At 67.5% G+C, this 15,413-nt stretch carries 15 protein-coding genes; 4 read left to right on the top strand and 11 right to left on the bottom strand.

Features of this window, described 5'->3' with window-relative positions; genetic code table 11:
- Positions 1-37: 37 nt before the first annotated feature.
- Positions 38-1,036 (bottom strand): transcription termination factor NusA, encoded by a 999-nt coding sequence (gene nusA, locus LXX_RS03485; protein ID WP_011185643.1) that lies wholly within the window; start codon positions 1,034-1,036, stop codon positions 38-40.
- Positions 1,037-1,990: 954 nt separating this feature from the next.
- Between nusA and LXX_RS03480 the strand changes: the two genes are divergently transcribed.
- The 4 genes from LXX_RS03480 to LXX_RS03465 all read left to right on the top strand — a co-directional run bounded on the left by LXX_RS03480 (position 1,991) and on the right by LXX_RS03465 (position 7,047).
- On the top strand, positions 1,991-3,742 hold the full coding sequence (locus LXX_RS03480) for a S53 family peptidase (protein ID WP_011185642.1): 1,752 nt from the start codon (positions 1,991-1,993) through the stop codon (positions 3,740-3,742).
- Entirely contained in the window at positions 3,739-5,784 is a 2,046-nt protein-coding gene (locus LXX_RS03475; RefSeq protein WP_041767231.1) for an LPXTG cell wall anchor domain-containing protein, read from the top strand. The genes LXX_RS03480 and LXX_RS03475 overlap by 4 nt, the downstream gene beginning before the upstream one ends.
- A 151-nt stretch (positions 5,785-5,935) precedes the next feature.
- Positions 5,936-6,433, top strand: a complete 498-nt coding sequence (locus tag LXX_RS03470; RefSeq protein WP_011185641.1) for a methylated-DNA--[protein]-cysteine S-methyltransferase — start codon at positions 5,936-5,938, stop codon at positions 6,431-6,433.
- Entirely contained in the window at positions 6,430-7,047 is a 618-nt protein-coding gene (locus LXX_RS03465) for a DNA-3-methyladenine glycosylase I (protein ID WP_011185640.1), read from the top strand. Before LXX_RS03470 ends, LXX_RS03465 begins: the two co-directional genes overlap by 4 nt.
- Before the next feature lie 19 nt (positions 7,048-7,066).
- On the opposite strand, the gene yaaA is transcribed toward LXX_RS03465, so the two are convergent.
- Genes yaaA through atpB form a run of 10 tightly spaced genes read right to left on the bottom strand, consistent with a single transcriptional unit; the run spans position 7,067 to position 15,247 of the window.
- Complete coding sequence (gene yaaA, locus LXX_RS03460) at positions 7,067-7,861, bottom strand: peroxide stress protein YaaA (protein ID WP_011185639.1); 795 nt, start codon at positions 7,859-7,861, stop codon at positions 7,067-7,069.
- A 1-nt stretch (position 7,862) separates the two neighbouring features.
- Positions 7,863-8,420: an AAA family ATPase gene (locus tag LXX_RS03455; RefSeq protein ID WP_050737834.1), complete on the bottom strand. Its 558-nt coding sequence runs from the start codon at positions 8,418-8,420 to the stop codon at positions 7,863-7,865.
- Between the two features lies 1 nt (position 8,421).
- Entirely contained in the window at positions 8,422-8,682 is a 261-nt protein-coding gene (locus LXX_RS03450; protein WP_011185637.1) for a F0F1 ATP synthase subunit epsilon, read from the bottom strand.
- A gap of 2 nt (positions 8,683-8,684) precedes the next feature.
- Positions 8,685-10,148 (bottom strand): F0F1 ATP synthase subunit beta, encoded by a 1,464-nt coding sequence (gene atpD, locus LXX_RS03445; RefSeq protein WP_011185636.1) that lies wholly within the window; start codon positions 10,146-10,148, stop codon positions 8,685-8,687.
- A 25-nt stretch (positions 10,149-10,173) separates the two neighbouring features.
- Complete coding sequence (locus LXX_RS03440) at positions 10,174-11,073, bottom strand: F0F1 ATP synthase subunit gamma (RefSeq protein WP_011185635.1); 900 nt, start codon at positions 11,071-11,073, stop codon at positions 10,174-10,176.
- A gap of 43 nt (positions 11,074-11,116) precedes the next feature.
- The gene (gene atpA / locus LXX_RS03435) at positions 11,117-12,754 is read right to left on the bottom strand and encodes a F0F1 ATP synthase subunit alpha (protein ID WP_011185634.1); all 1,638 of its coding nucleotides are present in this window, start codon (positions 12,752-12,754) and stop codon (positions 11,117-11,119) included.
- Between the two features lie 26 nt (positions 12,755-12,780).
- Positions 12,781-13,572 carry a F0F1 ATP synthase subunit delta gene (locus LXX_RS03430; RefSeq protein ID WP_011185633.1) on the bottom strand — a complete coding sequence of 264 codons (792 nt, stop codon included), beginning with the start codon at positions 13,570-13,572 and terminating at the stop codon, positions 12,781-12,783.
- The gene (locus LXX_RS03425; RefSeq protein WP_011185632.1) at positions 13,572-14,144 is read right to left on the bottom strand and encodes a F0F1 ATP synthase subunit B; all 573 of its coding nucleotides are present in this window, start codon (positions 14,142-14,144) and stop codon (positions 13,572-13,574) included. Before LXX_RS03425 ends, LXX_RS03430 begins: the two co-directional genes overlap by 1 nt.
- Positions 14,145-14,176: 32 nt before the next feature.
- The gene (atpE, locus tag LXX_RS03420) at positions 14,177-14,398 is read right to left on the bottom strand and encodes an ATP synthase F0 subunit C (protein WP_011185631.1); all 222 of its coding nucleotides are present in this window, start codon (positions 14,396-14,398) and stop codon (positions 14,177-14,179) included.
- A 51-nt stretch (positions 14,399-14,449) separates the two neighbouring features.
- Positions 14,450-15,247, bottom strand: a complete 798-nt coding sequence (gene atpB, locus LXX_RS03415) for a F0F1 ATP synthase subunit A (protein WP_011185630.1) — start codon at positions 15,245-15,247, stop codon at positions 14,450-14,452.
- Positions 15,248-15,413: the final 166 nt, after the last annotated feature.

Here is a 15,413-nt window from a genome sequence, read left to right as displayed (position 1 = left end):
GCCGCCTTTGCCCGACGGGGCCCCGCCGCTTTCCGATCTACTCGCGGTCCAGGATCGAATCCGGCTGGATGTCGATCTTCGCGCCCGTCAGCTTGGCGGCGAGGCGGGCGTTCTGGCCTTCTTTGCCGATCGCGAGCGACAGCTGGTAGTCCGGCACCAGCGCACGCACGGCCTTGAGGCTTTCGTCGATCACGAACGCACTGGTCACCTTCGCCGGCGAGAGGGCGCTCGAGACGAAGGTCGCGAGATCGGGCGAATAGTCGACGATGTCGATCTTTTCGCTGTTGAGTTCGGCCGTGACCGCGCGAACGCGCTGCCCGAGCTCCCCGATGCACGCGCCTTTGGCGTTCACACCGGGCTCCGTCGCCCGGACGGCGATCTTGGTGCGGTGCCCGGCCTCGCGGGCGATCGACACGATCTCCACCACGCCGCTCGCGATCTCTGGCACCTCGAGGGCGAACAGCTTCCTGACCAGCGTCGGATGCGTGCGCGAGACGGTGATCGACGGACCCTTCGGACCCTTGGCGACACTCGTGACGTACACGCGGATACGGGAGCCGTGCGGGTACTCTTCGCCGTGTACTTGCTCCTCCGGAGGCAGAATGGCCTCCACGCTGCCGAGGTCGATATGCACCATCCGCGGATTGGGGCCCTGCTGGATCACCCCGGCGACGATGTCGCCCTCGCATCCGCGGAACTCGCCGAGCACCGCGTCGTCCGCGAGGTCGCGCAGCCGCTGGTTGATCACCTGCTTCGCCGCGAACGCGGCGATGCGGCCGAAGTCGCTCGGGCTGTCCTCGGCCTCGCCGATGACGTTGCCGTCGTCGTCCCTCTCGGGGACGTAGACGGTGACATGACCCGTCTTGCGGTCCAGATGCACCCGCGCGGCAGGCGGCTCGCCGTGGCGGTGATCGGCCTGGTCGGTGTGCTTCAGATAGGCGGTCAGGATGGCCTGCTCGATGATCTGCACCAGTTCCTCGAACGGGATCTCCCTCTCGCGCTCCATGAGACGCAAGACGCTGAGGTCGATGTCCATGCCGGCCTCCTCTATTCAGATCTCGCCGCCGCGCGGAAGGCGCAGCAGACCCGAATGACTACGCTACCGGAGATTTCGGAAGGCGGAAACGGGAGAGGCGAGGGCATCGGCAGCCGCCGGGGCCGCAGAATCGCCCTCGCCCCGATAATCCCGTTCCGCGAACGGCGTCAGCTTCCCAGCGCTTACTTGGCAGCCGGAGACTCGGGGCCGGGGTCCCCGAGTCTCCCTGGTCACCCGGCTGCGGCTCGACACCACCGCCCTGGTCGCCTGTCCAAGTTGTCGCCACCCGGGTCCGTCGCCGCGTCGTCAGAATCGCTGGGAGCGAGGTCCCAGTCTGCGGTGACACCGTCAGCCGGGAGCTGATCGCCTTCCCCGTCACTGTCGGGCAGGCTCGTCGGTCCCAGCGTATTAGGAGCTCAATTCCTGGAAGACCTGCCGCATCGGGGTATAGAGCAAGAACCCTCGACTGAACCTGTCTTCGCGAAAGATGATACCGAGAAGATTCATATCGTGGTCCACCAGAGGCCCACCCGAATCGCCGCCCCAAAGGACGTTCGGCGTGGGGAAACGGCGGCTTTCAGGACCGCGAGCCCGAGGGCCGCCACGACGGAGGTCACGATCGCAAGAAGGCGGCACCACCTCCGCTTCGGCCGATCCCTGGTCGTGTTGAGGCGTCCCCCTCACAACGCCGATCACTGCGGAACCCGCACCGGTCGGCATTGCAGGAGAAAAGCGTGTGATCGCGACGTCAGGAGGAACGAGGATAATTTTCACATAACATATATTTTTATGCGCAAGTTTTACTGAGGCGAGACCGAGTCGTCAAGACGCATCGAGTGTCGTCCAGCAGATACTCGTTCTTTATGGTATTGAGAATTATTATCAACAAGCTAGAGTAGGTCCGCCGGAAGCCCCTTCCCCGGCTCCCCCACAACCCGATCTGCAAAGGTGACGATGCCCTCACACGTCCTTGTCCGGGCCGCAGCAGGCGCTGCGGCCGCTCTCACGATCGGCGGCCTCGCTCTAGCCGCCAGCCCCGACCCTTCACGAACCCCCCTGACCGGCTCTGTGCCGGTCTGGACCGCGACGACGACCTCGTCGCCCGCCCCCGACGCCGACACGACCCTGGCCGTCGTGCTGCGCGACGGATCGAGCGCGGCCGACGCGCGAGCCGTCGCCGAGTGGCTCGACAGCCACGGGCTCGACGCATCCGGATGGGACCACCGCACAGGCACCCTCCGGGTGAACGGAACACGATCGCACGTGGCCGAGGCCTTCGACACCGCGTTCGCCGTGTACTCCCTGTCATCGGGCTCCACGGTCGCACCGACGACCGCACTCTCCGTCCCCGCCTCCCTGCCGCAGATCGTCGGAGTCTCCGGCGCGGTGACGGGAGACGGCTACCGGCCCACGGCGTCAGCGGCTGAGCCGTCGATCGACAGCCCGGACTGCGCCGCCTACTGGGGTGAGAAGCTGAGCTCGCAGTGGCCGGCCTCCCTCACCGTCGAACACCGCTCCAACTCGCTGTGCGGTTACACGCCCAAGCAGCTGCGAGCCGTGCAGCAGGTCCCCGACGGCTACCGCGGCGCGGGGACGAAGGTCGCGATCGTGGCGGCCTTCGACGATCCCGCCGTCGCAGCGAACACGGACACCTACTCCCGGCAGATGGGCGAGCCCGTGCTCACCGATGACCAGTACGCGCACCACGCACCTGCCCACCCCGCTGTCTCCCGCTGCGGGGGTCCGTCCTCGTGGACCGAGGAGCAGCACCTGGATGTGCAGGCGGTCCACGCGATGGCGCCCGATGCGAAGATCGAGTACTGGGGGGCGGACGACTGCACCACCGCACCGATGTTCCTGCGCATTCTCGACGCGGTCAACGCTGGACCCGACGTGATCTCCCTCTCCTTCGGCTCGCCGGAGAACCTCGACACCGCGGACGATCGGACGCTGCTCAACCGCGTGCTCGTCGATGCCGCAAGCCGGAACATCTCCGTCTTCGCCTCGTCGGGCAACGACGGCGACTACTCCGCCCAGGGCGACCACAACACAGGCACGAGCGTCTCCTCCCCGGCGTCAAGCCCTTACCTCACCGCCGTCGGCGGCACGAGCACCGGGATCGCCAAGGATGGCACGATCGCCGTCGAAGCAGGCTGGGAGATCCAGTCGCGCTTCGCGCGCAACGGCGGGCTCATCCCGCCCGGGTTCGCCTTCGGGTCAGGCGGCGGGGAATCCACCGTCTACGACCGCCCGAGCTGGCAGCGCACCGCGCTTGCCAGCCACTCGGGAGCCGGGCGTCTCGTCCGCGATGTCGCGTCTCTCGCCGATCCCAACACGGGCTTCGTCGTCTACGGGCCCCACGACGGCACCACCGCGGCGGTGAGCCACGGTGGCGACAGCCTCGCGACTCCGATGGTCGCGTCCATGGTCGCCCTCGCGAAAGCGACGACGGGCGTGAAGATCGGCCTGGCGAGCCCTGCTCTGTACGCGCTGGCCGGAACCCCCGCGCTTCGCGATGTCACCCCGGCTTCGGCGGCCACCTGGTCCCCGAAAGGACAAAAGGGCGCGATCTATCCCGAGACAATCTTCGTCTGGGACACGAAACCGCAATCGCTGCAGTCGTCGAAAGAGTGGGACGACGTCACCGGCCTCGGCGTGCCCACAGGAATCGACTTCATCAAGAACTTCGGAAAGAAGACGCAATGACCGCGCGAACCCTTCTCCGGCGACCGGCGGCTCTTTTGGCCGCCGCGGCCGTCGCAGCCGCTGCCCTCGGCGCGGCCCTGCTCCCCGCGACGCTGCTCCCCGCAGCGCCGGCTACGGCCGCCGCAGCGGCCACAGCCGCGACATACAGCGCCTCCGGAGTCGAGATCATCGACATCGACGGCGGCACCCTCCAGGCGCCGAAGCCCTCCGTCTCGTGGACAACCAGTGCCGAGACGTCATCGCGGCTCGACGCCACCGGCGACCTGCTGAAGCTGAACACCACCCGCACCAGCGACCTGGCCGTCACAGCCGGCCCCACCGGTGCGACGGCCACCATCGGCTCCGGCGAGTTCACCCTCCGCGACCGTGTGCCCGTGACCTTCCGCGGTCTGAGCGTGGTCTGCAGCCCGACACAGGCGTCCACGGTCTCTTTCACTGCGCTCACGGTGAACGGGACGGACATCACGGCGACAGCGACCGCGACACCGGGATTCACCTACCAACTGCCCAGTTCCCAGTACGGGGCGACCAAGATCATCGTCGGTGAGCGCACGACCAACAAAGACGGCTCCATCACCACGACCGCGCTGCGCGTCGAGGCGGAGGCGGGAGCCTCCGAGATCTGGCGCATCCGCGCGGGCCGGATCACCTGCCCGCCTGCTGCTCCGGCCCCCGCTCGCGTCACGGCGACAGGGCTCCGGGTGGCCGCGCCCGATGGGTCGGCGCTTGTGGCCGGCGAGCCGAGTGTGTCCGGGGAGGGACAGACCAAGACGGCCGCCACCGTCGACGCCGCCAGCAGCTACCCGGCGCACTCCAAGAATGTGAGCGTCACAACCGCGGCGGACGGAAGCGCCTCGGTGGGGATCGGCGAGTTCACCCAGGTGCCCGACCAGACCTCCGGTGTGGGCGAGTACCGCTGGAACGCTCTCCGCGTCTACGGCCTCCGGCTCTCGGTGGCGGCCGACGGCTCCTCGACAGTGAAGTTCGACAACGCATCGAGCGCCGTCTTCGCCAACGGAGTCTGGGGCAACACCGCCACTGATCTCTACACCGGTCTGGGCTCCGACGGTGCGGAACGGGTGCGGGTCCACTTCAACGAGCGGACCACAGCTGCGGATGGATCGGTCACGATCAACGCCCTCCGCTACGAGGACCTGACGCACGCGAACCCGGGAGTCACACTCGGAACGGTCGTGCTCGCCGCACCCAAGGCCATCGCACCGGCCAAACCAGCGGACGGCCCTGCGGATCCGGACAATTCGGGAACGCTGCCCGCCTGGAACTCCTACGGCATCGCGGCGACCGGGCCCAGCCCCGTGAGGCCTGTCGCCGTGTCGCGGGCGACGGCTCAGCCGCAGAAGAGCGTGAAGGCGCTCGCCACTCCAGCGGAGGAGAGCGCTTCGGCCCCCACAGCCGGCGACGGCAAAGCAGGCCAGATCGCGGTCGGCTCGGTGACCACGACCTCCAGCGCCACCGGCGCGAGCGCTACGGTCGGACAGCTCCGGCTGTACCCCGGCACCACCGTCGAGGTCAGCCTCAAGAACCTGCTGGTGAAGGCAACGGGCACCGGTGTCGTCGTCTCCTCCGACGGCGGGACGGTCGCCGGCCGGCCTCTCGCCGCCGGAACGATCGCCCCAGACACCCGGATCGAGGTGCCGGGGACGACGATCAGAGTCGTCCTGAACGAGCAGTCCCGTAACGGAAGCGAAGTGACCGTCCACGGCTTCCACCTCACCGATGCGTCCGGGCTCGCCACGGATGTGGTTGCGGCGGTGCTCACCACGGCGGCGGTGCCCGCCGACACGGCTCCGCCACTGACGCCGGCGAGCACGGGTCCTGGCGGCATACTCGTTCCCGGCGCTCTCGCACCGGACGGCAAGAGCCCGGCGGGAATGAGCGACACCGGCTCCTCGGCGCTCGCGAGCACAGGCTCAACAGCGACACCGGGGCTGCTCGTGGGGGCAGGCCTCCTGGTGGCGGCCGGAACGGGGATCGCCGTGTTCCGTCGCCGCCGTCGCAGCGGTCCCCCAACGCAGGACTGACCTGCGGAAACGGAGGCGGTGGTCGAACAAGCGCGCCCGTGCGCGACTGGTCCGGCCACCGCTTTCGTGGCGCGACCTCGGCGCATCGCGGCCGCTGGTCCCTGTCGGATTTCCGCGAGTGAATGTCGGAAGCCAGCCCTAGAGTCGAACCATGAGCAGTTCATCCCGCTACCTCCTCAGCGTCCCGAGCCCCATCGGGCGGATCGAGCTGACCGGCGACGGCGAGGCCGTCACTTCTCTCTCGATCGCCCGCGGCGGAATCCTGCCGCACGGTGAGCGCCCCGAGTACACAAGCGCCGTCCTCGACGACGCTGCCGAGCAACTCGCCCAGTACTTCGCGGGCGACCGGCGCGACTTCGACCTCCCGCTGCGTCTCGAGGGCACGCCGTTCCGCCGCGCAGTGTGGGAGCGGCTGGCTGGCTTGGGATTCGGCACGCTCACCACATACGGCGAGCTGGGTCTCGCCCTCGGCCATTCGGGGTACGGCCGGGCCGTCGGCGGCGCGGTCGGCGCCAATCCCGTGCCGATCATCGTCGGCTGCCACCGTGTGCTGTCCTCCTCCGGCAAGGTCACCGGCTACAGCGGCGGCGAGGGCATCCCCACCAAACTGTGGCTGCTCGAGCACGAGGGAATGACGCTGGCCACATGAGCGAGAGCCCCGCCGCCGCACCGGCGGCCGCCTCGAACCGTCCAGCGGTGGTCATCGGCGACGACGGCGTCCAACGCTGCTCCTGGCCCGCGAACGACGCCAAGTACACCCGCTACCACGACGAGGAGTGGGGAGGTCCCCAGCACGATCCGAAGGCCCTCTACGAGAAGATCTGCCTCGAAGGCTTCCAGGCCGGCCTCTCCTGGATCACGATCCTCCGCCGCCGCCCGGCCTTCCGCGAGGTGTTCCTGGGCTTCCAGCCCGAGCGCGTCGCGGCGATGACCGAAGCCGACGTCCTCCGCCTGCTGCAGGACGAGCGGATCATCCGCCACCGCGGCAAGATCGAGGCAACCATCGCGAACGCCAACGCGGTCCTGAAGTTGGATGTCCCACTCGATGATCTCCTCTGGAGCTTCGCTCCCCGGAAGCCCCCCCCCCCCCCCCCCCAGGCGTGGTCGGAGGTCCCGGCGGTGACCCCGGAATCCACGGCGCTGAGCGCAGAGCTCCGCCGCCGCGGCTTTCGCTTCGTCGGCCCGACCACGATGTACGCGCTGATGCAGGCGACCGGAATGGTGGACGACCATGTCGAGGGATGCTTCCGCGCGGCGGAGTGAGACCTCGCGCGCGGTGCGTTCATGGCCGCAGCATGGCCCGGAGCCTGCCGGGTGAGCCCGCCACATCGGGGACGATCAGCTCCAGATCGCGGCTGCCGTCGGCTGCGCGGGTCAGGGTGTATCCCTCATCCGATGCCCAGGTCAGCAGGTCGTCCGTCGTGGCGAGGTCGGCGACGGCTTCCACGAGGGCCCGGGTCAGAAGCCCCTTGGCCTGCTTGTTGAAGTGGTTGAGCGCGCGCACCGTGCCCGATTCGTCCCGCGCGAGAACCCGCACGTAGTGCGCCCCCTCCCGCAGCGGAAGCGGCGCGAGCGCAGCGTACCCTTCCGAGCGCAGGTCGAGGATGAGCCCCGGATGCGATCCCAGAACCGCAGCGCACGGCTCTGCCCAGCGTTTCTTCAGCGACGGCGAGAGCCGCGAGTCGAACGAGAGCCGGTAGGCCGGAATGGGATCGGCCGCACCGACCACCCCGAACAACGCCGACTGGATGGCGACAGCGGAGGCGGCGAACCGCCACTGTTCCTCGGTGAAGCCGTCCGCCTCTAACGCGTCGTAGAGCACACCCGTGTAGCGCAGGAGCGCCGGCATCGTTGGCGCGGATTCCAGCGCACGGTTGCGATCGACCTCCACGGCCTGCTTCGGTCCGAGCTTCAGCACTTTGACGGCAGTGTCCCGGTCGACGGAGAGCGAGATGAGGTCGGCGAGCACGGCCGCCCGGATAGGGGCGAGTGCCCCGAACCCGAGCCGGTCGAGGACGAGCGGGACCGGTGCTCCCCCGTCTCTCTTCGTCTCAGAGGGCGGGAGAAGGACGAGCACGCTATCCCTCCAGGAAAGCGTGCGCGGCGTTGACGTTCTCGCCGAGCGGCAGCGAGGTGTCGAGGGTGACGCGCGGCAGGGAGGCGCAGGGGCCCGTCCACTCCGCGTAGTCATCGATGCTCTGCTCGACCGCGAACGCGGCGGTGACACCGGTCCGGTCGGAGAGGCGCTCGTCGTGCAGCTTTTCGTCGGAGCAGACGGTCTCGATGACCCGCAGTTTGACATCGCAGCGCTCTGCGAGGGCCTTCCACTGCAATCGGGCGGGCTCGACGGCGTTGACGGCGTCCACGATGACGGAGTAACCCGTCAGCAGCACTTGCTCGGACATCGTTTCGGCCACCAGATACGCAGCGAGTCCGGTTGGCTGGTCGTCGTCGATGCCGGCGCGCAGGATGGCGGCCTCGATCGGGTCGACGGAGATCACCGCAGCGCCGAGACGCGCGGCCACGATTCCGGCGATGGTGGACTTGCCGGAGCCGGGCAGCCCCGCTGTGACGACGAGGACCGGGACACGCATGTCGCCGAAGTGCCGTTCCACCGGGGCCGCCCGCTCCGCCATATCAGACGAGCTCCGCCTGCCGGGCCACGACAGTGACCACGTTGTTCTCCACAGAGAGGAAGCCGTCGTCGGCCTGCGCCGCGATCGACTCCCCACCGTTCAGAGTCACGCGCACCTCGCCCGAGGCGAGAATGGCCAGCAGCGGCTCGTGGCCGGGCAGAATACCTATTTGCCCCTCCACGGTCCGCGCCACGACCATGCTCGCCTCGCCCGACCACACCTCGTGGTCGGCGGCGACGACGCTAACGGTGAGCACAGCCATGCTTAGCCGTTCTCCTTCTGGATCTGAGCCCACTTCTCTTCAACGTCGGAGAGGGCTCCGACGTTGAAGAAGGCCTGCTCGGCCACGTGGTCGAACTCGCCCTTGGCGATGGCGTCGAACGACTCGATGGTCTCCTTGAGCGGAACCGTCGAACCCTCCACACCGGTGAACTTCTTCGCCATGTAGGTGTTCTGCGAGAGGAACTGCTGGATGCGGCGCGCGCGCGACACCGTGATCTTGTCCTCTTCGGAGAGCTCGTCGACGCCGAGGATCGCGATGATCTCCTGGAGCTCCTTGTTCTTCTGGAGGATCTGCTTGACCGTGGTGGCCACGCGGTAGTGGTCGGCGCCCAGGTAGCGGGGGTCGAGGATGCGCGAGGTCGAGGTCAGCGGGTCGACGGCCGGGTACAGACCCTTCGACGCGATCTCACGGGAGAGCTCCGTGGTGGCGTCGAGGTGGGCGAACGTGGTCGCCGGGGCCGGGTCGGTGTAGTCGTCGGCGGGCACGTAGATCGCCTGCAGCGACGTGATCGAGTGGCCGCGGGTCGAGGTGATGCGCTCCTGCAGGAGGCCCATCTCGTCGGCGAGGTTCGGCTGGTAGCCCACCGCGGAGGGCATGCGGCCCAACAGCGTGGAGACCTCGGAACCGGCCTGCGTGAAGCGGAAGATGTTGTCGATGAAGAGCAGCACATCCTGCTTCTGCACGTCGCGGAAGTACTCCGCCATCGTCAGGGCGGAGAGGGCGACGCGCAGACGCGTTCCCGGCGGCTCGTCCATCTGGCCGAAGACGAGGGCGGTCTTGTCGAAGACGCCGGCCTCCTCCATCTCGTGGATGAGGTCGTTGCCCTCACGGGTGCGCTCACCGACGCCGGCGAACACTGACACACCGCCGTGGTCCTGCGCGACGCGCTGGACCATCTCCTGGATGAGGACGGTCTTGCCGACGCCCGCACCGCCGAAGAGGCCGATCTTTCCACCCTGCACGTACGGGGTGAGCAGGTCGATCACCTTGATGCCGGTCTCGAACAGCTGGGTCTTGGACTCCAGATGGTCGAACGACGGCGGCTGGCGGTGGATGGGCCAGCGCTCGGCGATCTCGATCTTCTCGCCGGGCTCGGCGTTCAAGATCTCGCCCGTGACGTCGAACACCTTGCCCTTGGTCACGTCGCCGACCGGCACCGTGATCAGCGAGCCGGTGTCGCGCACCTCGCCGCCGCGGACCAGGCCGTCGGTCGGCTTCAGGGAGATCGCGCGGACGAGGTCGTCGCCGAGGTGCTGGGCGACCTCGAGCGTGATCTCGGTCGACCTGTCGCCGATCGTGATGGTGGTCTTGAGGGCGTTGTAGATGCCCGGGATCGAGTCGTGCGGGAACTCGATGTCGACGACCGGACCGGTGACGCGGGCGATGCGTCCCACGCCGGCCGGCTGCGCGGTCGAAGCCTGGGCCTCGGCGGTAGCGGTAGTCATGATTCGTTCTCTCTCTGGATGGACGTTAGTTGGCCGAGCTCAGCGCGTCCGCGCCGCCCACGATCTCGGAGATCTGCTGGGTGATCTCCGCCTGGCGGGCGTTGTTGGCGAGTCGCGTGTAGTCGGTGATGAGCTTGTCGGCGTTGTCGCTGGCCGCTTTCATCGCCTTCTGCGTTGCGGCGTGCTTGGACGCGGCCGACTGCAGCATGGCGTTGAAGATGCGGCTCTCGATGTAGACGGGCAGCAGCGAGTCGAGTACGGTGTTGACGTCCGGCTCGAACTCGTAGAGCGGAAGCACCTGCGTGCGGTCCGGCTCCTCGACACCCTCCACGACCTCCATGGGCAGCAGGCGGACGACCTGCGGCTCCTGGGTCAGCATGCTCACGAAGCGGTTGTAGATGACGTGGATCTCATCGACCCCGCCGTCCGCCGAGTCACGCAGGAAGGACTCCAGGATCGCGTCGGCGACCTCCTTGGCCTGCTCGAACTCGGGGGCATCCGTGTTCCCCGTCCACACCCGTTCGAACGCGCGGCGGCGGAAGCTGAAGTATCCCTGCGCCTTGCGCCCGATCAGGAAGTAGACGACCTCCTTGCCTTGGCTGCGCAGCAGCTCGGCGAGCTTCTCGGACTCCTTGAGCACGTTCGAGTTGAACGCGCCGGCGAGTCCGCGGTCCGAGGAGAAGATGACGATCACGGCGCGCTCGATCTTCTCCGGCTCGGTGGTGAGGACGTGGCCGACGTTCGAGTAGGTCGCCACCGCCGACACCGCTCGCGTGATGGCGCGGGCGTACGGCGAGGAGGCGGCCACACGAGCCTGCTCCTTCTGGATGCGTGAGGCGGAGATCAGCTCCATGGCACGGGTGATCTTCTTGGTCCTATGGGCAGACTTGATCTTCTGCCGGTAGACCCGAAGCTGTGCTCCCATGTGTCTTCCTCAGTTCCTTCTGTGTTCGCTGTTCAGCGCGAGCTCAGCGCTTCGCCTTGACGATGCGTTCCTGGTTGACGTCCTCTTCGGCGATGGCGTCGAAATCCTCGCGGCCGACCGCAGCGAGCGGCTTGCCCTCACCGGTCTGGAACTCGAGCTTGAACGCGTCGACCTCGCTGGAGAGCTTCTCCACCGTTTCGTCGTCCAGGACGTTCGTGTCGCGGAGCGTCGTCAGGATGCCGGTGTTGCGGCGCAGGTGGTCCAGCAGCTCCGACTCGAAGCGCAGAACATCCTCGACGGCGACCTCGTCCAGCTTGCCGTTGATGCCGGCCCAGATCGAGACGACCTGCTCCTCCACCGGGTACGGCGAGTACTGCGGCTGCTTGAGCAGCTCGGTGAGGCGGGCGCCGCGGGCGAGCTGGCGACGGCTGGCCGCGTCGAGGTCGGAGGCGAACATCGCGAACGCTTCGAGCGAGCGGTACTGCGCCAGTTCGAGCTTGAGCGTGCCGGAGACCTTCTTGATCGACTTGACCTGTGCGTCGCCGCCGACTCGGGAGACCGAGATTCCGACGTCCACGGCGGGACGCTGGTTGGCGTTGAAGAGGTCGGACTGCAGGAAGATCTGGCCGTCGGTGATCGAGATCACGTTGGTCGGGATGTACGCCGAGACGTCGTTCGCCTTGGTCTCGATGATCGGCAGACCGGTCATCGAGCCCGCGCCCAGCTCGTCGGAGAGCTTCGCACAACGCTCCAGCAGACGGGAGTGCAGGTAGAAGACGTCGCCCGGGTAGGCCTCGCGACCCGGCGGACGGCGCAGGAGGAGCGACACGGCGCGGTAGGCCTCGGCCTGCTTCGACAGGTCGTCGAAGATGATGAGGACGTGCTTGCCGCCGTACATCCAGTGCTGGCCGATGGCCGAACCGGTGTACGGAGCGAGGTACTTGAAGCCCGCCGGGTCGGAGGCGGGGGCCGCGACGATGGTGGTGTACTCCATCGCACCGGCGTCCTCGAGGGCGCCCTTCACCGCGGCGATGGTCGAACCCTTCTGGCCGACGGCGACGTAGATGCAGCGCACCTGCTTGGTGACGTCGCCCGACTCCCAGTTGGCCTTCTGGTTGATGATGGTGTCGATCGCGATGGCGGTCTTACCGGTCTGGCGGTCGCCGATGATGAGCTGACGCTGACCGCGGCCGACGGGGATCATCGCGTCGATGGCCTTGATGCCGGTCTGGAGCGGCTCGTGCACCGACTTGCGATGCATGACGCCCGGAGCCTGGAGCTCCAGCTCGCGGCGGCCTTCGGTGGCGATCTCGCCCAGGCCGTCGATCGGGTTGCCGAGCGGGTCGACCACGCGGCCGAGGTAGCCGTCGCCGACCGGGACGGAGAGGACCTCGCCGGTGCGGGTCACCTCCATGCCCTCGACGATGCCCTCGAACTCGCCGAGCACGACGACGCCGATCTCGTTCTCGTCGAGGTTCTGGGCCAGGCCCAGCGTGCCGTCGGCGAAACGGATGAGCTCATTGGCCATCACACCGGGGAGGCCCTCGACGTGCGCAATACCGTCGGAGGCGTCCAGGACGTGACCGACCTCGGCGGTCGCGGCCTTCGCGGGCTCGTACTTGGAGACGAAATCCTTGAGGGCGTCCCGGATCTCATCGGGGCTGATCGAAATGTCTGCCATCGTTGTGTTCCCTCTCTTGGGGGCGGTCAGCCCGCCAGCTGAAGTCGGAGTTTGGAGAGACGCGAGGAGACGCTGCCGTCGATGACGTCGCCGCCGATCTGCACGCGCATTCCCCCGAGGATCGACGGGTCGACGACCTGATTGAGTTTGAGGTCGCCGTACTTCGCAGCGAGGCTCGCGCGCAAACGCTCGGCCTGAGCCGCGGGCAGCGGTGTCGCGGTGACGACCGTGGCGATCGTCTGCCCGTCCTGGGCGGCGACGATGCGGGCCGCTTCGCGCAGAGCCTGGCGAACGCTGCGGCCGCGGGGCTGAAGAACCAGCTGACGCGTGATCGCGACAGTCTGCCCTGCGGCCTTGCCCACGAGCAGCCGCTCGACCAGCGCCGCCTTCGCCGACGGATCCGCGAGCTTGCTGCGGAGGGCCAGCTCGAGCTCAGCGTCGGAGGTCACGGCGCCTCCGAACGCGAGCAGCTCCGCCGGGATGTCGACGGTGCGAGGCGCGGAGGCGGCGATCGAGCGGATGCCGAGCTCCTCGATCGCGTCCAGGACATCGTCTTGACCGGACCAGCGCTCGCCGGCGATGACGCCGAGCAGTTCCACTGCGGGGGCCGAGAGCGCGCCGAACACACGCTTCACGAGTACGTCCTTGCCCGAACGGTCGGCCGCAGGGTCGCTGAGCACCGCTCGGAGCTGGACGGAGTCGGCAACGACTCGTCCTGCGGCGAACAGGTCTTCAGCCGTCGCCAGATCGGCTTTGGACCCGAGGCCGGCGAGAGCCGAGACGGAGCGGGCCCGTGCTTCTCTGGTGGCGCTTCCCATTAGTTGGCCGTCCCCGCCTTCTCATTGGACGTGGCTTTCTCGCTGGCTTCGAGATCGGCCAGGAAGCGATCGACGATCGCCTGGGCTTTCTTGTCCTCGGTCAGCACTTCGCCGACCACGCCGGAGGCGATGTCGATGGCGAGCGAACCCACTTCGCCGCGGAGCGAGACGAGCGCGGTCTGGCGCTCGGCCTCGATCTGCGCCTGGGCGCTCGCGGTGACGCGCGCGGCCTCGGCGGTCGCAGTGTCCTTGGCCTCGGCGACGATCTTCTGGCCGTCGGTGCGAGCCTGCTCGCGGATCTTGGCGGCGTCGGCACGGGCCTCGGCGAGCTGGGCGGTGTACTCCTCCAGCAGAGCTTCGGCTTTGTGCTGGGCCTCGTCGGCCTTGGCGATGTTGCCCTCGATCGCCTCGGCACGCTCATCCAGGAGCTTCTTCACGCGCGGAAGCACGAGCTTCCAGAAGAAGAACAGGATGACGACGAAGCAGATCAGCGAGCCGACGATGTCGGCCGGCTCGGGGATCAGCGGGTTGTGCTGTTCCTCCGACGCGGCGATCACGACGCTACTGAGCATCGTTCCTCCTTACGGGATGGGATAAAGAGGACTTACTGGAAGATGAAGTAGGTCGCGATACCGATGAAGGCGAGCGCCTCGGTGAACGCGATACCGATGTACATCAGGACCTGGAGACGGCCAGCCAGCTCGGGCTGACGGGCGACGCTCTCGATGGTCTTGCCGACGACGATGCCCACGCCGATGGCCGGGCCGATGGCGGCGAGGCCGTAACCGACGGTGGCGATGTTGCCGTTGATTGCAGCGATGTCCACGTTGTGTGTTTCCTTCCGTGATGGCGATCCGTGCGGGCGCGCGGATCGTTCTTAGTGTTCCTCTGCGACGGCCAGCTGGATGTAGACACCCGTCAGCAGTGCGAAGACGTAGGCCTGGAGGACGGCCACCAGGATCTCGAAGAGCGTGAAAGCGAAGCCGAAGGCGAAGGTCCCCACGCCGAAGAGCGACCACCAGCCGCCCGCGTCGAGGAGGAACCACGAGGTGGCGGTGAAGAACAGGACGAGCAGCAGGTGCCCGACGACCATGTTCATCAGCAGCCGGAGGGTGAGCGTGATCGGCCGCAGGACGAAGGTCGAGACGAACTCGATGGGCGTGACGATGATGTACAGCGCCAGCGGGACCCCGGGCGGGAAGAGGGCGTTCTTGAAGAAGTTCTTCGGGCTCTTCCGGATGCCCGCGTAGATGAACGCGATGTAGGCGACGATCGCCAGCAGCATCGGCAGCGCGACGACGGAGGTTCCGGCGATGTTCAGGAACGGGACGATGCCCGTCAGGTTGAAGAACAGCACCATGAAGAAGATCGTGGTCAGCAACGGCAGGAACCGGCGGCCGTCCTTGCGGCCGAGCAGGTCCTCCGCGATGTTGACGCGGACGAAGTCCAGGCCCATCTCGACGACCGACTGGAAGCGGCCGGGGACGACCTTCATCCTGCGGGTGCCGAGCCAGAAGACCAGGATCAGGGCGACCAGCGCGATGAGCCGGACGACGATGATGCGGTTGAACTCGAGTCCGTCGATGGTGAACAGGGTTGGGGGGAAGAACTCGTTGATCGAGGGGCCCTGGAAGCTTCCATCATCGGAGCTTGCGGCCTGGACCAGCAGGTTCACAGCGTTAGCTAACAGCGCTATCTCCTGTTTCGGGGCGTCGAGCTGAAAGCCCTCGCGACGACGAACGGTGGACACCCGCTTCTCGCGCCCCGATGCAGCCTGGACACGACGGATGAAGGATCGCTGACAACTCTACAAGAGTTTTCAAGCCGCACCCAATCGGATG

The sequence above is a fragment of the Leifsonia xyli subsp. xyli str. CTCB07 genome, from assembly GCF_000007665.1.
GTDB lineage: Bacteria > Actinomycetota > Actinomycetes > Actinomycetales > Microbacteriaceae > Leifsonia > Leifsonia xyli_C.
This window is presented reverse-complemented; position numbering and strand designations above follow the sequence as displayed.